21 protein-coding genes and 1 pseudogene are annotated in these 19,406 nt (G+C 48.0%); 8 read left to right on the top strand and 14 right to left on the bottom strand.

Going from position 1 to position 19,406, the window contains the following annotated elements:
* Positions 1 to 262 precede the first annotated feature (262 nt).
* Positions 263 to 946, bottom strand: coding sequence for an O-methyltransferase (locus tag EAH77_RS14215; RefSeq protein WP_140473463.1), 684 nt, complete (start codon positions 944 to 946; stop codon positions 263 to 265).
* A gap of 206 nt (positions 947 to 1,152) precedes the next feature.
* Complete coding sequence (locus EAH77_RS14220; protein WP_140473464.1) at positions 1,153 to 1,521, bottom strand: MerR family transcriptional regulator; 369 nt, start codon at positions 1,519 to 1,521, stop codon at positions 1,153 to 1,155.
* 96 nt (positions 1,522 to 1,617) lie between these two features.
* On the opposite strand from EAH77_RS14220, the gene EAH77_RS14225 reads away from it, so the two are divergent.
* Complete coding sequence (locus EAH77_RS14225; RefSeq protein ID WP_140473465.1) at positions 1,618 to 2,427, top strand: SDR family NAD(P)-dependent oxidoreductase; 810 nt, start codon at positions 1,618 to 1,620, stop codon at positions 2,425 to 2,427.
* A gap of 218 nt (positions 2,428 to 2,645) precedes the next feature.
* On the opposite strand, the gene EAH77_RS14230 is transcribed toward EAH77_RS14225, so the two are convergent.
* From EAH77_RS14230 to EAH77_RS14255, 6 genes are all read right to left on the bottom strand, one after another.
* Complete coding sequence (locus EAH77_RS14230) at positions 2,646 to 3,107, bottom strand: DUF5680 domain-containing protein (RefSeq protein ID WP_140473466.1); 462 nt, start codon at positions 3,105 to 3,107, stop codon at positions 2,646 to 2,648.
* Between the two features lie 469 nt (positions 3,108 to 3,576).
* Complete coding sequence (locus tag EAH77_RS25695; RefSeq protein ID WP_277752564.1) at positions 3,577 to 5,289, bottom strand: methyl-accepting chemotaxis protein; 1,713 nt, start codon at positions 5,287 to 5,289, stop codon at positions 3,577 to 3,579.
* Between the two features lie 952 nt (positions 5,290 to 6,241).
* Positions 6,242 to 6,400 carry a hypothetical protein gene (locus EAH77_RS14240; protein ID WP_161985805.1) on the bottom strand — a complete coding sequence of 53 codons (159 nt, stop codon included), beginning with the start codon at positions 6,398 to 6,400 and terminating at the stop codon, positions 6,242 to 6,244.
* 373 nt (positions 6,401 to 6,773) lie between these two features.
* Positions 6,774 to 7,625 (bottom strand): SMP-30/gluconolactonase/LRE family protein, encoded by an 852-nt coding sequence (locus EAH77_RS14245; RefSeq protein WP_140473467.1) that lies wholly within the window; start codon positions 7,623 to 7,625, stop codon positions 6,774 to 6,776.
* A gap of 87 nt (positions 7,626 to 7,712) precedes the next feature.
* Entirely contained in the window at positions 7,713 to 8,186 is a 474-nt protein-coding gene (locus EAH77_RS14250) for a DMT family transporter (RefSeq protein WP_140473468.1), read from the bottom strand.
* A gap of 14 nt (positions 8,187 to 8,200) precedes the next feature.
* Positions 8,201 to 9,598, bottom strand: coding sequence for an amidohydrolase family protein (locus tag EAH77_RS14255; RefSeq protein ID WP_140473469.1), 1,398 nt, complete (start codon positions 9,596 to 9,598; stop codon positions 8,201 to 8,203).
* Between the two features lie 131 nt (positions 9,599 to 9,729).
* Here EAH77_RS14255 and EAH77_RS14260 point away from each other — a divergent pair, with 131 nt between their 5' ends.
* Together EAH77_RS14260 and EAH77_RS14265 are read left to right on the top strand one after the other, a co-directional pair.
* Positions 9,730 to 10,647: a LysR family transcriptional regulator gene (locus tag EAH77_RS14260; protein WP_140473470.1), complete on the top strand. Its 918-nt coding sequence runs from the start codon at positions 9,730 to 9,732 to the stop codon at positions 10,645 to 10,647.
* Between the two features lie 8 nt (positions 10,648 to 10,655).
* A pseudogene (locus tag EAH77_RS14265) lies at positions 10,656 to 10,979 on the top strand (helix-turn-helix domain-containing protein); the annotation flags it as partial.
* A 104-nt stretch (positions 10,980 to 11,083) separates the two neighbouring features.
* Here the strand turns inward: EAH77_RS14265 and EAH77_RS14270 are convergent.
* Entirely contained in the window at positions 11,084 to 11,815 is a 732-nt protein-coding gene (locus EAH77_RS14270) for an SDR family NAD(P)-dependent oxidoreductase (protein WP_140473472.1), read from the bottom strand.
* Positions 11,816 to 11,914: 99 nt separating this feature from the next.
* Here EAH77_RS14270 and EAH77_RS14275 point away from each other — a divergent pair, with 99 nt between their 5' ends.
* From EAH77_RS14275 to EAH77_RS14290, 3 genes are all read left to right on the top strand, one after another.
* Positions 11,915 to 12,295 carry a winged helix-turn-helix transcriptional regulator gene (locus EAH77_RS14275; protein ID WP_140473473.1) on the top strand — a complete coding sequence of 127 codons (381 nt, stop codon included), beginning with the start codon at positions 11,915 to 11,917 and terminating at the stop codon, positions 12,293 to 12,295.
* 508 nt (positions 12,296 to 12,803) lie between these two features.
* Positions 12,804 to 13,262: a GNAT family N-acetyltransferase gene (locus EAH77_RS14285; RefSeq protein ID WP_140473475.1), complete on the top strand. Its 459-nt coding sequence runs from the start codon at positions 12,804 to 12,806 to the stop codon at positions 13,260 to 13,262.
* A 59-nt stretch (positions 13,263 to 13,321) separates the two neighbouring features.
* The gene (locus EAH77_RS14290; RefSeq protein WP_277752565.1) at positions 13,322 to 13,576 is read left to right on the top strand and encodes an AAA family ATPase; all 255 of its coding nucleotides are present in this window, start codon (positions 13,322 to 13,324) and stop codon (positions 13,574 to 13,576) included.
* A gap of 588 nt (positions 13,577 to 14,164) precedes the next feature.
* Here EAH77_RS14290 and EAH77_RS14300 read toward each other — a convergent pair.
* Together EAH77_RS14300 and EAH77_RS14305 are read right to left on the bottom strand one after the other, a co-directional pair.
* Positions 14,165 to 15,268 carry a serine hydrolase gene (locus tag EAH77_RS14300; protein WP_140473477.1) on the bottom strand — a complete coding sequence of 368 codons (1,104 nt, stop codon included), beginning with the start codon at positions 15,266 to 15,268 and terminating at the stop codon, positions 14,165 to 14,167.
* Positions 15,269 to 15,464: 196 nt separating this feature from the next.
* On the bottom strand, positions 15,465 to 15,953 hold the full coding sequence (locus tag EAH77_RS14305; RefSeq protein WP_140473478.1) for an OsmC family protein: 489 nt from the start codon (positions 15,951 to 15,953) through the stop codon (positions 15,465 to 15,467).
* 218 nt (positions 15,954 to 16,171) lie between these two features.
* Here EAH77_RS14305 and EAH77_RS14310 point away from each other — a divergent pair, with 218 nt between their 5' ends.
* Together EAH77_RS14310 and EAH77_RS14315 are read left to right on the top strand one after the other, a co-directional pair.
* Positions 16,172 to 16,813: a GntR family transcriptional regulator gene (locus EAH77_RS14310; RefSeq protein WP_140473479.1), complete on the top strand. Its 642-nt coding sequence runs from the start codon at positions 16,172 to 16,174 to the stop codon at positions 16,811 to 16,813.
* 201 nt (positions 16,814 to 17,014) lie between these two features.
* Entirely contained in the window at positions 17,015 to 17,371 is a 357-nt protein-coding gene (locus tag EAH77_RS14315) for a DUF4440 domain-containing protein (protein WP_140473593.1), read from the top strand.
* Positions 17,372 to 17,555: 184 nt separating this feature from the next.
* Here the strand turns inward: EAH77_RS14315 and EAH77_RS14320 are convergent, their stop codons facing one another.
* From EAH77_RS14320 to EAH77_RS14330, 3 genes are all read right to left on the bottom strand, one after another.
* A complete protein-coding gene (locus EAH77_RS14320) occupies positions 17,556 to 18,170 on the bottom strand; it encodes a LysE family translocator (protein ID WP_140473594.1) in 615 nt (204 codons plus the stop codon).
* A 97-nt stretch (positions 18,171 to 18,267) separates the two neighbouring features.
* A complete protein-coding gene (locus EAH77_RS14325; RefSeq protein WP_140473480.1) occupies positions 18,268 to 19,077 on the bottom strand; it encodes an AraC family transcriptional regulator in 810 nt (269 codons plus the stop codon).
* 4 nt (positions 19,078 to 19,081) lie between these two features.
* Entirely contained in the window at positions 19,082 to 19,378 is a 297-nt protein-coding gene (locus EAH77_RS14330; protein WP_140473481.1) for a chorismate mutase, read from the bottom strand.
* Positions 19,379 to 19,406: the final 28 nt, after the last annotated feature.

The raw sequence follows: 19,406 nt of genomic DNA on the forward strand, positions 1-19,406 counted from the left end.
CGTGTAAAGGAAATGATTAATGAATCATAACGTGTTTTGCAGACACATTATAATTTCTCCTGTAATGGCCTCGTCGTGTTGTTAATTACACGATAGCCTCCATCATCAATAAAATGCTTCACTACTGCTGCGCCCATTCGGGATAAATCCTGAGTAAACATATACTCTTCCTTAGCACTGGCCTGGCAGGTTATCGAAACCCGGGAAACGGTGTAAAGAAACACCTGACGGCAGCTTAATGCTGATTTAATCAGAGGGATAGCTATATGGCTTTAACTATCGCCATGATAAAACCATCCCACCCCTTCTCACCGACAGTTTGTATTGCTGTAGCTTCAAGTCGTTCGTCTTCTGAAATCATCTGAATAAAGTCTCTCAATCCCTGCACGTTAGGATCGTTACTATTAGAATCAATCACACCACCGCCACGAACGACATTATCTCCCAGGATCACACTACCTTCCCTGGACAATTTTATTGCCCACTCCAGATAGCGTGGATTATTAACTTTATCGGCATCAATAAAAATAAGGTCATAGGGTGCGTTGAGCATCGGTAACACATCAAGGGCGGCACCAGTATGCAGCTCAACCCGTTCAGTCAATCCTGCATTATCTATATTTTGGCGGGCAACGTTTGCATGATGCTCATTAAATTCTATGGTCGTCACGCGCCCATGTTGCGGTAAAGCTTTAGCCATCCAGATCGTGCTGTAACCTCCGAGCGTTCCTATTTCAAGAACGCGAGTAGCACGTATCATTTTGATTAAAAGCTCCAGCATTTTACCCTGTAAGGCAGATACATCGTGTGCGGGTAACTCATGAGCGGCGTTATTGGCGAGGGTACATTTCAAATCCGGTCCTTCGGGGGCGAGTTTTTCAGCAAACCAGGTATCGACCTGTGCCCATTTTTCAGCGTCTCCAGAAGGATAATCAGGGGTTCGCATAAGGGATCTACCTCTCCTTTAGGGGGTTTTATCTGAAGTTTACATGTGGTGTGTTACAGCTCTGGGTACGCGAACCGCTCCCCATTGATTAAAACGCGGTAGTGTTTGCAATGTCCGCTTCCGCTTCTGGCACTGAGCAACCTTCAGGTGGCCAAGTTCAGTATTCCACATCAGCCCGACTAGCATTTTTGCCGTGATCCACCCGTTCACAATACGTCTTCACAACGTTGACCGATCTTGTTAAGGGCATTTATCAACCCGGACCTGAGCTCAGCCAATGCTTTTTCTTTATCTTCAAGCTGTTCAAGCTTGCGTTGCAGACACGCTTGTTTTTGCACAACGGTAAATCGGTCTTCTACCCAAACAGCCAAGACATCAGAAATTTCTGCTAAGGTAAATCCCAGCATTTTGGCATGTTTGATCATTTTTAAACGTTGTAAATCCACAGCGGAATATACTTTATAGTTGTTGCTGCCATTGGGCTGGGGAATTTTCTCCAGCAACCCCTGCCGTTCATAGTAACGTACCGTATCTTTAGGTAACTCTGCTTTTGCACACAGCTCTCCGATTCTCATGTTGTCGTCCTACCTTCGTATAAAATCATTCTTGACCGTTGACCTAAGTTCACGGTTTATCCTGTTATGAGCATATCGGCAAACAGGAGACATGGCATGAATTCTTTTGATTATACAGGCAAAACAGCACTGATTACGGGTGCCTCATCGGGTATAGGGCGGGTCTTCGCTCAACAACTGGCTGCGCGCGGTGTGGCGTTGATCCTGACCGCCCGCTCAGAGTTAAAGCTGCAAGCTCTCTCCGCTGAGTTAGATAAAAATTACGGCGTACCTATTACTCTCATTGTGCAGGACTTGATGGCATCTGATGCCATCGCCCACATTACGGCACGACTTGGTGCATTAAATCTTTATCCCGATATTCTTATTAATAGCGCGGGTTTTGCGACATATGGGCCGTTCGACGTGCTATCTATTGAGCGACAACACGAAGAAATAAAAGTTAACTGCCTGGCGCCCGTCGAACTCACTCACGCCATGCTGCCCAAAATGCTCGTGAGAGGTTCAGGTGTGATTATTAATGTAGCCTCTACAGCAGCGATGCAACCCGATCCCTATATGGCGGTCTATGGTGCAACGAAATCATTTTTGCTGTCATTTTCTAATGCACTTTGGGCTGAATATCGCTCACGCGGCATCCGTGTATTGGCGCTTTGCCCCGGCGCAACAGACACCGCCTTTTTTGAGGTGGTAAATGCCGAGGAAGCTTCGGTGGGTAAAAGAATGTCGCCTGAAAGTGTGGTAAAACAGGCGCTAAAGGCTGTTGATACTAACCGTAACTACCTGATCACTGGCTGCAAAAACTGGTTACTCGGCCAGTTACAAAGATTCGTTACACGCCGGCGCCTCTTGCTCATTGCTGAAAAAGTATTACGCCCAAAGCAGGTGGGGGTTAATAAGAATTAAAGTCATAAACATCCGTTATATTTAGTGTTCGTAAATCTGTACGCGACACAAATGTATTAAATTCAAATGTGGCTTGTGTATCAATATGAACAAGCCCAAAAAACATAATGAATTTGTATCTGACAGGTCTTGTTTTTTTCACGGGATACTGGGATGTCGTCAGAAAGGTGGAGATGTAATCCTGGATGACAAAAATTCGATTTATTCAATAATGCCGGTTAAATTATCACATTACTCCCTGAGTACATCAGGGTGTATATTATTACTTTACCTTCTCCAGTAACCGTTTCAATACCATTAAATTTATTTATTGATCCAAAAAATCTATTACGGTAACTCATTTTGTCTGTATGGAATTCGCTCGGGCCTCTGATGGCTTGTATAATCGTAGATCTGGCCAAATTTTGCCTGACAAATTTATTGATTGAGTTTACATGGCCATCTGACGTATCAATGTTCGAAACACCACCTTCATAGGTCATGATCCATATTGGCTTTTTATTTTTTAGAACCAAAATAATTCCATTAACCTTCCTATAACCTATATAATAATTTCTATAAATGTATTCACCTCTACAATATTCGATAAGTTGCATATCCCCATTGGGGGAATTTTTTATAATAACATTGTCAGGATGGCTGTAAAGAAAATGATTTGCTTCAACGAGGAATGGGATCATTATGTTTTAGTTGCATCCTAAAATAGAGTAATTTATTATGATTAAAAATAATAAAAGAGAAGATTGGATTTTTTTATAAAATATCGCATATTATTATCAATAATTTTTAAAAACATATTACCTATAAATATAGTATATATTAGGGAATTGTCAACTTCAGTGGCAGCTAACATATTTAGCCGCCGCATTAAGGCGATACTAACTCCGTATCAGCCACTTACTCTGCCACCCGCATATTTTCTGGCATGCAGACACGCGTTTGATCACCCGTTCCGTAGTGATAGCCATACCAGAATAGCGCTGCGCACGGCCCCCTAAATGGCTGCTACAAAGAGTAGATCACCAGAAGGGAACTCAGTCCGATTTAGGCGATCTGATCAATCGCTGAATATCCCAAACCACCAACCGGACTGAGCAATGCCGACATAGCATCGCTCCCAACCTGATGTTATAAACACTGTTCAAACATCTAAAATGAAGTCCAGTCTTCATTCATCGTGTTATTTATTGTGAGAGGGGCCGATGACCTTCTGGTTTTGGCCTCAGCTAAGAGGTCATTAGATTTCCGCGCATTTGTGTGAGGGATTCTGACCTTAAAGATGGCGACCATGTCGCTCAGTTTTTTCGCCTGCTGTTCCAGCGAAATCGCCGCAGCGGAGGACTCCTGAACCAGCGTGGCATTTTGTTGCGTGGTGGAATCCATCTCCGTCACGGCTTTACCTATCTGTTCAATCCCCTGGCTCTGTTCAGTTGACGACGTTGATATTTCATCGATGAGCTGACTCACGTGCGTCACCGACCGCACAATGTCCTCCATGCTTGCGCCTGCACGACTGACCAGCTCGGTGCCTGTACTAATGCGGGTGACTGAGTCATTAATCAACGATTCAATTTCTTTGGCTGCATTAGCGCTTCGCTGTGCCAGCGTTCTGACCTCACCGGCCACGACGGCAAAGCCCCTACCTTGTTCACCTGCCCGCGCGGCTTCAACCGCGGCATTAAGAGCCAGGATGTTCGTCTGGAAAGCGATGCTGTTGATCACGCTGATAATATCAGTGATTTTCTTTGAACTGTCGCCAATATCATTCATGGTGAGTACAACCTGATTGACTATTTCACCGCCTTTTCGCGCGTCATGGGTTGCGCTGGTGGCCAATTTACTCGCCTGAAGCGCGTTATCCGCATTCAGCCTGACGGTGGAGGTCAGCTCTTCCATACTTGCCGCCGTTTCTACCACGGCGGCAGACTGCTGCTCCGTTCTGGACGCCAGATCCATATTACCGACCGCGATCTGCGAAGATGCACTCGCCAGGTGACTGACGCTCTCCCGTATACCCGTGATCATGTCACACAATCGGCTGTTCATGGCGCCCATGGTCTGCGTCAGCTTGCCCAGTTCATCAGTCGAATGCGATGAAACCTCTGAGGTGAGATCCCCGCTGGTGATACGTTCAGCCAGTGCCAGATTTTCGCTGATAGGGCGCGTTATCTGCCGGGTGATGTAGCCTGCGGCCAGTAATCCGGCGATGACGGAGATGACTGAAAGCGCGGAAATAAGGGTAATGCTTTCCTTGATCACCTTATCATTGTCATGCCCCTGCGCTTCAATGAGTGTCACTGTCGCACTGTTCAGTGAATCAGCGCCTTTCACCATGCTGTCGGCAGCTCTTTGCGTTTCAGGCGCGGCAGAATAGTAGGCTTCTACGTTCGCCTTCAGTTTTTGAATATATGCCAACGCGGAAACGACCTGGGCTTTTTCTGCGTCAGGAAGTTGCGGGATGCTGGCGGAATAAAGTGAGTCGGCATCCTTATAGGCCTTATTGAAATCCGCCAAGGTGTCATCGGCAGGTTTAGCGATGAGTGTACCCACGGTGTCATGAAGCCTATCGAGGTCAAGCGCAATCTCAAACAGCGTTTTCCGCACATCGGTGTCAACGGCGCTATCCCGCATTGTTTTTTGCAGATCAACAAAGAAATGTTGGCCATCGTCTGAGTTTATTGCATTGACCAGCGCGTTGCTGTGAAGACTTTTTTCGTAATACACATCCCGTAACTGCTTAAAGTTATCTATTATTTCAGCCAGTGCTCCAAGTTTATCTTTGGTATCACCTTTCCAGTCAGCGCTGCTTTGTTGTTGTACGAGCACCTGCATACTGCCGATGGCTTCGCCATTCGCTTTCATTGCCTGCTCATCCCCATTGAGCATATAGGTCAGTCGATTTCTCTTTGCAACCTCCAGTAAGCGACCTATTTGATTAGATATTTCTGTCTTGGCCGCATTGTCATTAATTGCCTTTAATGAGTAAATACTGTAAGCCGACACGGCCGTTGTAATGACAATTAATGTTATAAACCCAGAGAATAATTTCTTACCTATCGATAAGTTACTGAATGCTAACTTCGCGAAAATCATATAAAATCCTTTGTTAACATATTAGTATGTTTTTGCACTGTGCTTTCGCATTTCAAGAGCATTGTCCTTTTCGAGCTAGGATATTTATCGGCGGATAAAATATTTACCTTAACTTTTAATTAATAGAATCATTATAAAATAGATAATCCGTTGATTGTTATACTATTAATTTAATTTAAAAACCCAAAAAAATTGAAATTAACATTAATTTTCGCGCATACTTTTTTCATAGACAGTAGTAGGTGGACATTCACGTCAGTACGCATGGCGGAGGTGCGTGTATTTTTGTCTGATTTTATGTGGCTGATATTTACTTCGAAAGTCTCGTACAGTAAACACATGGGTAAGTCAAAATTATCTAATTTTAATGCGACGCAGATCATTGGTTGATAATAAATAACATTAAAAAAGTTAATTACATCGAAAGAATAAATAAAGGCTTAAGTGTTCCACTGTTCTTATAGAATTAAAGAAAAGTCAGGGTGGCTTCAGCAGACAGCGCTGGGTTGCCGCAGGGGAAGCCCAAAAAGCTCGCACTGGTCGTCTGCATGCGAAAACGGGTTAGCGTACTGAATGCAGTAAACAAACATTCCAGGAAATGGGAGCCGCATATTTTCAGCGTTCATGACGTTCTCCTGAATAAGGGGGAAACCGTGTCAACGTTACTTAGAACACATCTGTTCTGACAAGAAAGGCGCTGGACGCGTTTTTAGTGACCGGATCATGGTGTGCATACGATAAAACGCATTCCGGGGCACCCTTCTACAGCAAGACTCATATACTCAAAAACAAGAAGCCCGGCATCTGGATGTGTAATGCGTTTGATCGTCGAAGGCTGCTGTAACACGTCATGAAGCGGCCACCATGTCCGAAACTCCAGGCTTTCTGACCTGCTCCCCTTTGATCAAAACACAGCGATATAAGTTATGCCTTACGAACTTCCGCTCATCGCTCTCAGCAGACCTTCAGCGCCACGTGCTTGTCTGCTGTGTGCCAGGTGTAGTCATTCACACCTCTGCTTATGTGGCCAAAATCGGTATGCCACTACACCTCAGCACGTTTTTGTTCCCATAGGCTTCTTGCGAAGAGCCAGAATAGTATTCCTCATCGCGTTTGCCAGTGGACTTCAGGCCTCACTCATAGCAGACGTGCTGCTCTCTGGACTGTCCGCCTCGTGCCATAAGCGGACATTACTGGCAGACTGAAGCAGATAAAATCCTGCCCGCATGCGGCAATTAGAGCTCTCACATTGTTTATGCTGCAAACCGGCTTTCTGGTAAACCGGCAAAGACTGCAGATTCGGCCTTCAGTAAAGCACCGTCATAAATTGATGGCGCAGAAAGCCCCACAGAAGCAGTGGTGCAGTAGAGGTTGGTGAAGCCCTCACCGGCCAGTATCGGACAGGTGCTCTGGATACCAGGGGATGGCAGGATAGTGTCTGTGGTCCCATCCGGACTGTAACGAACAATACGATTCCCTCCCCATTCAGCATTCCATAAATAGCCCATCGCATCCACGCAGGAGCCGTCAGGTGCACCATTGCCTACTGTTTCGGTGAACACGCGCGGCTTGTCCAGAGATGGATAATCGCAGCAGAATATTTTGCCCTGCATCGAGTCGCTGTAATAGATCGTGCGGCCATCGGGGCTGAAACAGATGCTGTTCGGGATGGCGACCTCGGGCAGCGCAAGCGTTTCAACAGTCAGCGTTGCAGCATTTAGTCGGTGAAACTTACCGATGACTTTTACGGGATAACCTTCATCCATAGTCCCAAAGACAAAATTACCGGCACGGTCGCACCGTCCGTCACCTGTGCGGGTGCCTGTTTCTCCCGGTGAGGCTGCCACCGTTGTAAGAATACCGGTGTTGAGATCATAGAAAGCCAGCCTGGACGCGAGTCCCATCAGCAGAATGTGACTCTTTTCGGTCAGGGCAAAGGATCCAAGGCGTTCTGGCAGCGACCAGCGCATCACAGCGTCATCGCCTTCTTCTAAGGCGAGTAGTTCACTGCATTCAATGTCAGTCCAATAGAGTCTGCGTGTTCTTTCACACCACAGGGGGCACTCTCCCAGCGTATTCCTGACATCAGCTGCAATTGAAAACATGTTAATCCTCCGGATAAATAAAGGTCGTACTGCACATTGAGCGTGGCTCACCCGCGTCTGCGCTGTGGTAAACGTGGGTAAACGCAGTTACTGCAGAAAACGCGCAGAAAGCCGATCGCCGAAAAGCATGACGGCAAGTCCGATCAGCATGACCAGCATTCCCCCCAGTCTGAGTAACGAAACCGGCCGTCGCACGGCCCCCAGCAAGCCAAAATGGTCAATCATCTGTGACGAGAGTAATTGTCCGACAATGGCCAGCCCCAGCAGGGCTGAAAACCCGATTTTCGGCGCGAGCACCACATAGCTGAACAGGGCACATGCGCCTATGAGACCGCCCGCCAGACTCCAAAGTGGTTGCGACGGTATAGCCGCTAACGATGTCATCAATCCACCCCGCAGCAGCGAGTAAATCCCCAGACTGAACGCACCGGCCGTGAAGGAAAACAGGGCAGCGGTGACCGGGTCGCCGCCCAGTCCTCGCGCCAGCTGGCTGTTCAGGGTCGTCTGCAGGGTGATACCGAGACCTGCGGCAAAAGCGATTACGTAATAGATCATGCTCATGTTTTTCATCCCGGTCAGTCTGCCTGCTCCAGCGGCAGGAAGGTGTCAGCAAACATGTCAGGCTGGTAGCCAGAGGCGGCAAACAGGTGCTCACGCGACTCATCAATCGCTGCATGCAGTCGTGCGCTGTCTACGCCCAGTACCTTGCCGTTCTGTTTAACGATGCGTCCGCCGATCATGACGGTGTCGATGTTGCTGCGCTCTGCGGCATGTACCACCGTGCCAAAGGCATTTCCTGACGGGTAAAGGTTGATATCACTGGCGTTGATCAGCACCAGGTCAGCCTGTTTGCCCGGCGTCAGACTACCCACTTTGTCCTGCAGCCCTGCACAGGCCGCGCCATCGAGAGTCGCTGCTTTAAGGAGTTGCGCCGCCGGGAGCGTTTTCAGCGCATATTCGGAATCGCAGCACTGCTGCTGATGCATGCCCATCACCCGCTGCAGGTAAAAGGCCACGCGCATCTCCATAAACATGTCGGTGCTGTATGAGGTTTCATTGTCAACGCTCAGGCCGGGGTTGATGCCATGACGCTGCGCGGCCTCAATGGCGAACATCCCGCTTTCGATGCCATAGTGCGAATCTGAGCGCGGGCAAACGTTCACCCGGACACCGGCTTCCCGCAGAATTTCCCATCCCTCGTCAGGCAACGCTGTGCAGTGATTGAAAATATTGTCCGGACCCAGCAGCCCCTGCTGATGTAGTGACTCAAGTTCAGACCCCATCTCAGCACCAAAGAACTCAGTCACGATCGACAGTCCCAGCCTGCGGGCCTCGGCCCACAGATCTGGCTCCAGCTGGGCCATGACGGCAAGAGACACCAGGCTTTCAGGGTTGTTCGTGAAATACTTTTCCTGCAGGCGCTGCCAGTTACCCGGCCAGTGCGCTTTATCCCATTCGCCTGCTACCGGTGCGCCGGAAGCATGGATGGCGCGAATGCCGCTATCAAGCAGGGCCTCGACGGCGGCATCCGAATGCGCTGCGGTGCGGCTGTTGTGCGAATTATCAATCATGGTGGTGATACCCGCGTCAATAGCGCCCAGCGCCGTCAGCAGGTTGCCGACATAGATATCGGCAGGCCGGTAATATTTAGCGAACGAGAAGTGCGTGGCGTTGCTGTAGTCGTCCAGACAGGTGGCATTAGGGTTAATGCGGCGCAGCTGTCCTTCCCATGCGTGACGATGAGAATCAACCATCCCCGGCATAGCGATCATGTTGGTGGCATCGATGACATGGGCGCCTGGCGCTTCCAGGTTCTGGCCCACGGCGGTAATAGTTGAACCGTTGATGAGAATATCACCACGTTCAATGTTACCGACGCGCTCATCCATGCTCAGTATCGTCGCGCCACGAATCAATATTGCCAGTGGCGTTACAGTCTGATTGTTAACAATATTTCGGATATAACCCATCATTAAAGTTGCCTCTTTCCTGATTAATGAAGAAACAATACGTCATCTTATTAATCTGAAAAAGATGCTTAAAACGTTTTCATAATTCATAATTTACGAATAATCAGACTCACTCTTTGCCCGGGAGAAGGACAATGGATCGGATTCAGGCTATGCAGGTTTTTACACGGGTCGCTGAAGCCGGAAGTTTTGTGCGCGCGGCAGAGACACTGTCACTGCCCTCTTCCACCGTCACCAGCACGATTAAAAATCTGGAGAAATACCTGCAGGTGCGTCTGCTTAACCGGACGACGAGGCGGGTCAGCCTCACCCCTGAAGGCCTGCAGTATCTTGCGCAATGCCGGGAAATCCTGTCGTTAATTGAACACACTGAATCCAGCCTGACGGATTCCGTCAGGCGACCCCAGGGGCGGCTGCGGGTTGATATGCCCGGTGGGATCGCCCATTTCATCGTCATGCCAAACCTGAAAGATTTTTACCGGCTCTATCCGGATATTTACCTGATGATTGGCGTCAGCGACCGGCAGGTCGATCTCGTTCAGGAGGGCGTGGATTGCGTCATCAGAACCGGGGAATTAACAGACTCCACGCTGGTTGCCCGTCCGCTTGGCCGGTTTCGCTGGGTGACCTGCGCCTCTCCGGACTATCTCAGAGAGTACGGTGTCCCTGAGACGCCTGAAGCGTTGTCGCACCATCGGGCGATCCATTACTTTTCCGGCTCGGCCAGACGGACCAATGAACTGCGTTTTCTGCGAGGCACGGAGACGATCTCCGTCCCGGTGAAGGGAGATGCCGCCGTGAACGAAACGGGGCTCTATATAAAAATGTGCCTTGAAGGTTTTGGGCTGGCACAGCTTGCGGAGAATATTATCTCTGAGAATCTTCAGCACGGAAAGCTAATCGAGGTTCTGGCGGACTGGCAGCCGCCATCAGTGCCGGTAACGATGCTCTATCCGCATCAGCGCTTTCTTTCTCCCGCCGTGCGCGCTTTTGCGGAATGGATCGCCGGGCTTTTCAGGGATGGCGCAGGTGAGATGAATTCTTCTGCATAACAGATCGGCTATCCGGGCATCCTAAAATCCGTCAGATGGCTGATGCGCTCTTTAAGAATCCCGGCGATCGGAGGACTTTAAAGCAGTGGGCTCTCCGTCTTGCAATCAGCGAACGTTCTCTGGCCAGACTGGTAAAAAATGCAACAGGAATGAGCTTTGGCCGCTGGCGTCAGCAACTGCATTTGATGATTGCCCTGAACCATCTGGCTGAAGGTAAATCCGTGCAAAGCGTAGCCGGTACGCTGGGATATGATTCGGTCAGCGCGTTTATCACGATGTTCAGGAAGGCGCTGGGTAAATCGCCAACACACTATTTCTCATCTCTTAATTGATGAAATACCGAGATCAGCGGATATTTATGACGCTTTTTAGGGGCTGCTTTTCGCTCATAGCTGCCCAATGAAATCCTTTTTATGGGCAGTTTAGTGCCATACAACTAAACCTGTGTCAGCCCACCGTCCACACAGATTTCTGCTCCCGCTATATAACTGCTTTCATCACTCGCTAGGAAGAGTACAGCGTTTGCAACTTCTTCAGGTTTGCCCATTCTTGCTAACGGTATTGCGCGGGTTAATTCACTGCGCACCTCCTCGGAGGCAGCCAGCATCATGTCTGTATCGATAGGGCCAGGGGCGACCACATTAATTCGAATGCCTCGTGTAGAGAGTTCGCGTGTCCATGTACGTGCAAAAGAACGAAGTGCCGCCTTGCTGGCGCTGTAGACTCCATATCCCTGAGTTCCTATGACATCTGCAATCGAACCTATTAACACCACGCTTGCGCCCGCTTTCATTAGTGGAAGTGCGGCCTGAAGGCCAAAAAGCGGTGAGCGAACATTCAGGCCGAAAATTTGATCAAAATGCGCTGGGGTTATCTCATCGAGCGTAGAGTACTCCGACATTCCAGCATTAATTACAAGCACGTCAATCTGGTCAGACTCCGACTTAATTGTCTCTATTATGCGGATCAGTTCGTTTATCTGGCTGACATCAGCACGTAACGGCCTAGCATTGCCCTTTATAGTGTGGCTGGCGGCTTCTAACTCTTCATCCCGGCGCGAGGTGAACCAGGTTGTCGCACCCTCACGGGCAAATCTTTGACTAATTGCAAGACCAATGCCTTTTGCTCCGCCCAGTATCAGGGCCACTTTGTTGTCTAATCTTCTCATCTGCTTACTCCTGTTTGAATGGAAAAGAGATGATATAATTTTTATACTTAATAACAATTACGCACTTTACGTAAACTAAGTAGCCTGGAGTATATCGCTATGACACAGATCGATAGCAGTGACTTAAGAGATGTAGGAAAAACCCGTCCTATTCTTGAGAACATCACTAACAAATGGTCGATTTTAATTCTCACGGTGCTTTGCACTAAACCAACCCGCTTTAATGAACTCCGCCGCCGATTAGAGGGGATCACTCACAAAGCATTGTCCGATGCGCTTAAGCGTCTCGAACGTAATGGGTTGGTATATCGCAAGGTACTTCCTACTTCGCCGGTGAGTGTGGAATACAGTCTTACTCCTTTGGCACAGACGCTACAGGAACCGTTTATTGCAATGTACGAATGGGCTCTGGAGCATGGAGCAGAAATGGAGCTGGCCCAGGAGGTGTATGACACTTCTCGAGTTAAAGAGATTAGTTAGTAAATAATAGTTACTGATTAGAACTGATCTGCATCCTAAGTTCAGAAGGTTTTCTCTGAGCAATACCTGGTGGCCTGCTACCCATTGCTCGACACAAACAATACAGGGTTTACTTTGGTCACTCGCCATCAGACGGCTTTGTTGAATAAATCGAACTTTTGGCCGCAATCAGGATCAGATCACCACATCCCTTACCCTATAGTGTTATCCCGTGGCAAAACAAAAGTTCAAAATCACCAACTGGATATCCGTGAATTTAGCCAGGTCTCGGCTACTCATTTTCCTGCCTTCGCGTGCCAGTTTCAGTAAAGGGTTCTGGTGAACCGAAAGCGCAAACCATACTCCGGGTAAAGGCAGGACAGCAATCATCCTGAATGTAAATGTAGCTCCTACTTTACAGTCTGCTATGTGCTGTGAGTTCAATTGTTGGATGGGAAGAATGCCGCTCACTCGACTGATGCGGACCTCTCGCATAGAATCATTGCTCTGAATCACTCAAGAGGTAGCAATGTCAATCCGTAAAGCTCTTCCTACCGATAATTCGGGTGCCAAGGCTGTAGTACAGAAATCATTAGCTTCTTTCGGTTTAATCGCGGATTTTGACAACTTAGATGCTGCCATTGGTGCGCTTGGCCAAGCCAACACCCCTAACGCCATCGAATTAGTGGCAGAGGTAGATGGCAAACTGGTCGGCTGCCTTGCGATTCAGAGTATGGAGGGGGCTATCGCCAAGCTGTTCGGCTTCCACGTCGATGCGAGCATGCAAGGACAGGGCATCGGCCGAACGCTGCTGGGCGAGGGAATAGCACAGGCCGTTATCCATAATTTCACTCAACTGGAACTCGATACTTGGGGCGACATGGGGGCTGCGGTTCACCTGTATGAATCCTTAGGATGGGTTCGTGGCCCGGACCCACTACCAGAAAGTGGAGCGGACCGCTTTTACTGCTTGGCACTAGTCAGGTAAAACCCGATTTAATGAGCACCTCCCGCAGCAGTCGATTACTGGCAAACTGAATGACTGCAATGACGCGGAAGCGGTCGTTCACAACTACGCGAACAAATCGTGAATGGATGATGAGTATCATTAAGGAGTCAGGCTCCAACAATCGCCTGCATTATCTAAGAGTATCTGATGAGGTGTGTAAAGCCCGATTACGGACCCGTAACGCAGAAGGTGCGCACGAATTTTCAGCAACAGATCAACAGTTTGAACTCATAACAAGTTATTTATCAGGGCCAATAATTGACGAAGGGTTTAGTGTGATTGAATACAGCTAAAAATGAAGTCATTCAGGATTTAACTGCTGAGATCCTGAAAAAAGAGCGGAGCGTGATGACAACTACAGTCACGTTTATCGATGACGATCTGTGGTTTACTGGCGGGGAGTCGCCGCGGGGCCGGATTATCCCCACTCAACACGACCCAGCTTCTCGATGACATTTGTTTTTATCTGAAATGTCAGAGCGCGGTCTATCTCGGCGGTGCCTTTATTCAGCAGGCTGGGATCAAAAAACTCGATAAGTAAGCGGTAAGAAACGGGCGGGGAGCCGCCTGTTATCGCGCGAAAACTCCGTTCAGGCTTCGCCTGGCGATAGCCGTCCGCACTGCGCCTTCGCTATGATGGATTGCAAGATAAGCAAAGGCCGATCGCCGGCTGATCAAATCATTCAGTGAACGCCAACATTTTGCATAAAATTTCGGTCCCGGTGTTTCGTTGTCCGATCTTCACGATGCTGATTAAAGACATGACACAAGATCCTCTGGACGTCGCCCAACGAAAAGTCTTCAACGTTGGTGGTCACCAGATTTTTCCGATCTTTTAAATAATGTCATGGGCGTTACATCCTTTTGATTTATATATTATTTTATGTTCCGGCAATCCGAAGCAAGTCTGCAAACAGAGGGGCAATCCGCTCCACTGGTTGTGCACCGTCACCATTGGCAGTAACGACAACGCAGATTTCATGTCCCTGACGAGTTGTCCCGATGGCCGAAAGATTGAGAACGCCATATTCGGAACCACCTTTGTAGCCAATCTTTTGCCAGTTCATGCCCTCGAACAGGGGTTCTGAAGTGTCATCAAGAGCCGGAGCTTGTTTAACGTTCCGGAGAAGTTCACATATTTCCCTTGCAGTGAGATACCATTCAACATTCTGCCAGGTGGCAGTCCGTCCAACCTGATCGGGACGTGGCAACGCCTGTGAGTTGAGGGCAGAAAGGATCTGACGGCGTTCCTGGGGTCCTGCAACCCTGTATTGCTCCCGGCTGGCTTTCGCACCAGGTGCAATGAGCTGAAACAGCTCCCGCGTGGTCATAAACGGTACGTTTCCGGGAGAAAGCGCTTCCAGCCTTTCCTGCCCCAGAATACGCATCAGAATATCTGTGGCTGTGTTATCGCTGATTTTTATCATCAACTGTGCCAGCATCTCCAGAGTGACCGGCGTCCCGACAGACAGAACCTGGAGTGTCCCGGAAGGAAGAGATCGATCACTGTCTTCAAGCGTGACCACCTGTTCTCTTTTGATCTCTCCGGATTTTAAAGCGTCCTCATACGCTTTAAGGACAACCAGTTTGAAAGTCGAACCAACGGCCATCGCTTTCTGACTGTTATCATCAAGAAGAGGTTGTCCATCGACGGTGACAAAAACCGAGACTTCGCCAGTTGCGGTACTTTTCAGCTCTCGCGCCAGATCCTCAAGTGAGACATTTTCCAGTTGGGGAGCACCAAGCCACAAAACGTCAATTTGCGTTTCCCTATTAAACCCGATAAGGATCGGGATTCGTGCTTTCTCAAACCGCAGAAAACCTTTACCTTCAGTAGTCTGTATATCTTTCAGCTTCCCGAATGTATCTTTTATCTGGGCAATATTATGTTCTAACTCTATCGATGAGACCTGCTTCAAAAAATCAGCAGTGAACCAGTCTGGTTCGACAGACTCCGCCTCGAAAAGCAACCGGAGTTTCATCATTATTTGCTCCTGCAGGTTGAGATTTTGTTGTTGAGCGATCGGGGGGCCGCTTGGAAAACGGAAAATATCCCACGTTAAGCCTGTTTTTGAAGCGAGTCGGTGTTGACGCACAGCTTTGAGCGAGACGCGGACTGTAGGCTGGTACAGTCACTGTTAGCTATCGTCTCGCTTATCGACGTTATTCAGACACTGGGCCTTACGATGTTGCAGAGTGCACTTCCTCAGAGAGGATAAACTTAGGATCATAGCTCACAGGGAAGTTTACTGACCTGGCAATAAAGCAAACTTTATGGATCTCATGGTGAATAGCAGTTGCAGCATCAATATCAGTACCGGCTACTACAGTAATTTTTGGTTTGAGTATGGCTGATATGAATCGGCCAGCTCCATCCTTTAAAACCTCACCTGTTGCTACTGGCGAGTCTTCATAACCCATTACAGTGATGCCAGCATCTGATGCCAGATGCAAATACCACAGCATATGACATGCAGAAAGAGATGATATAAGCAGGTCTTCCGGATTCATTTTACCAGGGTCACCACCCAGTATCGGATCATTAGAGCAATGTATTATTTCCTTTCCAGCGACAGAAATGTCCCATGTTCGAGCATATGAACGATAACCTGATGTACCTTTCCCCAGATTTCCTGTCCAAGATATATGTGACGAATAACTGTGTTCCATAAATTTTCTGCTCCAGTTCTGAATGTCTAATAGTTAGAAATGTACTATCAATCGACCAATAAAATTAGGCAATTAACTACTTTTGAAATGCTCCCCAAACTGTACCTCCACTTTCAGCCCCTCCTTTTAAGGAGCATGATTTACCGCAATTTATTGTCAAAACGCTCATATTAATGGCATAATGGTATACCATTTAATAATCATGTAAAGAAGGTTTTATGAGTTCGGCTTTTCTTTCAACCGCAGACATGCTTGCTTATGAGCTTAAAAATTTAATTAACAACGGCTCGCTGCGGGATGGGGATCGGCTAGTAGAAAGAGACCTCGCAAGCAAGTTTTCTGTCAGCCGCATACCACTGAGAGAAGCAATCCAGAAACTTGAAAGGGAAGGCTTAGTTGACGTTTACAGAAATCGCGGAGCAGTAGTCAGGACGCTTACTGTTAACGATGTTGACGAAATCTATCAACTCCGGGCTTTACTGGAAGGTGATGCTATTTTTCAGAGTCTTCAATACATGGACTCTGAAACTCTTACGCGAGCAGAGCTTGTTCACAAACTTCTTGGTAGCGCCTCCCAAACGACACAACAGGGACAATACAACCGGGAATTTCATGAGCTGCTATATCGGAAGTGTAAAAATCAACGCCTGCTGAAGATGATAAATGAATTACGTGAGCAGATAGAAAGATATGAGATCTTACAGCATCGATTGCTTTCTGAAACTCTCAAATTTCAAGATGAACATGAACATATTTTAAGCGCTTGTCTGGGGAGCGATCCCACTGCTGCTCGCGAATGTACAGTTGAACATATTCTTTCTGCCGGACAGATTCTAAAAAGTTATATTACCAATCGGTAATCAAAGGTACTTCTGTTCGCTATAAAAATCCAAACAACAGAGCCTTAGCTAAGTCTGCTTTTCGCTCATAGATGCCCTTTGGTATTGTCGTGGGTAGCCCTGTGCTAAAAGCGGAGGTTACCCCTCGGGGCCATTAAAGATTAGCCTTGGGATGTTATGATAAATTCATTCAACTGTCAGGGTTCAATTAGGGTGAGCAAAATGCTCTTGGAAAAGCTGAAAGCACTTGAATGCAGTCTTCACGGTGCCCGGCGGAATGATCGGAAATGGCTTGAACAGATATTGCATCCCGAATTTCGGGAAATTACACGGTCAGGCGTAATAGTTGACCGCGCGGAGACGATAGCATCTCTGGCTGGCGAATTAAGTCCAATGATCATTCTTAGCAGTGATTTCCGGCTGATCAGCATGGGAGAGTACTGCGCCATTCTGCACTACAAGACGTTTAATTCGGACGGCAGCCGAGCATCCCTACGTTCTTCCTGCTGGGTGTATTCTGACAGGGAGCAATGGGAGCTGGCTTTCCATCAGGGAACACCAGAGGCGGGTGCGGTATAAGTTTGGCAATGGCACGGTAAAAAAACCTACCAGCCCGGTGGGTATCTCTTACCGGCACGAAAAGCCAATGTCCACTCCTCGCTCTTAGCAGTCGAAGTCCTGTGGGCAGCTCAGTGCCAAAAGCTGACATCCAATAGCGCTTATAAGCACACTTTTTTCAAGTGCTATCCAACACGAATATTTATTATTGCACGGCCATCGCCAGCCGAATCCCAACTGCAGTAAAGGCCAGCGCTACCCCCCAACGAATGCCGGTCATCACCTTGTGATTTCCTAATACACTATGACTAACAGCCGAAGCAAAAATGCCATACAGAGAAAATACAACAAAAGTCATGGCGGCAAAAATAGCTGAAAGAATCAACATACTCTGTGTGGGGTGTACATCCTTGGTGGCGATAAACTGCGGAAGAAAAGCCAGGAAAAATAGCGAAAGCTTGGGATTAAGAAGATTGGCAACCACAGCCTGCTGTATCAAGGCGCGATGAGATAATGCCAACCCGGGGCAGTCAGCGGATAAAAGTGTCTTATCCCGTAGCGTTTGCCACGCCATAAACAGCAGGTAAGCCACACCGGTATATTTCACAAGGGAAAATAGCAACGGACTTGTATGTAATAAGGCAGCAAGGCCAGTAATGGCAGCCAGCATATGAGGCAACACCCCCAGGGTGCATCCAGCAGCGGCAATTATCGCGCTACGTTTTCCCTGCCTCAGGCCGGCAGAAAGCGTAATGATGGCACCAGTACCGGGTGACATAACGATCAGCAGAGATGTCACCAGAAAATCATTATAAAGAATCAAAATTTTACCCCTCATCGGAAGCTGAAAATAACCGCTTCAGTATTCGATTAAGAGGGTTTTTCTGTCTTGAATAAAATTGCAGATGTAGTGACAGCTAGATTCTTGAAATCTGTTGCGCATAGAGGCCCGGTGTATAGCCATAACTGCGGACAAATAGGCGAGTCATGTGGCTTTGATCCGCAAATCCACCCGCAATGGCTGCATCAACAAGGCTCATTCCGCCCGTAATAAGCTTTCGAACCAAGGACAGGCGTCGTTGCAAAAGATAGGCGTGCGGGGTCATTCCACTATAATGCGCAAAAGCGCGTAAAAACTTAAATTGACCAAGTCCGGCAATCGCCGCCAGCTCAGTAAGGGATACGGCACTCCCCGGCGCGTCATCCATTTTTTCCTTTGCGTACAAAACTCCTTTTAAGGGCATTTTCATCTGAAGGCTGGGCATTTGGGCCAATGCTTTGGTCATGACTAACATCGCTTCATCCGCAGCCAACCTTTCTACATCGCCATTACCGCTGAGAATGGAATGATATAATTGGTTAAAATTTTCTGCTATGCAGACATTAGTCAATACAGGCAGAGTAAACTCGCCGCTGGCAAATTTCCCATCGGAAATATCGCTAAAGCAGCGATTGATAAGCTCAGTATCAAAGTAAAGCATCCGCCAGGCTCGTGGACCGCCGAGAGGTGTCCCATCGTGAACTTCCCCCGGGTTAACCGTGATGATATCACCCGCGTTCGACTCGACATACCCGCGCCCACTCAGGGATTTTTGCCCACCACTGTCCATCAAACCAATGCCGAACTGGTCGTGAGTATGCCGCCCAAAAGAGATATCGCTGTTGGCGTTTACCGCCTCGATACCCGCTACCGTAATTGGGAGAAGCTGAATGGTATGTTGACGCACGATGTCAGATTTTTTCCTGTCGCAGTTGGTCGTGTTGCTCGAGCTCATAATCGATAAACGCACCGATCATAGTCCGATAGACCTTTTCGATAATCACTTCGGGAAGTCCTGCTTCAGTGGCCTGTTTACATACCTTGTCGATTACCTGTTGGACGCGGTCTGGAGCACGAACGGCTGAGTGGTCAATTTTGAAAGCTGCTGCAGCTTTAACACATTCGCTGCGTTGCGCGATCATCCTAACCAGTTCACTATCAATTTGATCGATTCGATTTCTAACGTCTTCAATTGACGAAAAATTCATCTTCAGTCCACCTGACTAGTACATGAGT

The organism is Ewingella americana, assembly GCF_006438725.1.
In the GTDB taxonomy this organism is placed as follows: domain Bacteria; phylum Pseudomonadota; class Gammaproteobacteria; order Enterobacterales; family Enterobacteriaceae; genus Ewingella; species Ewingella americana_A.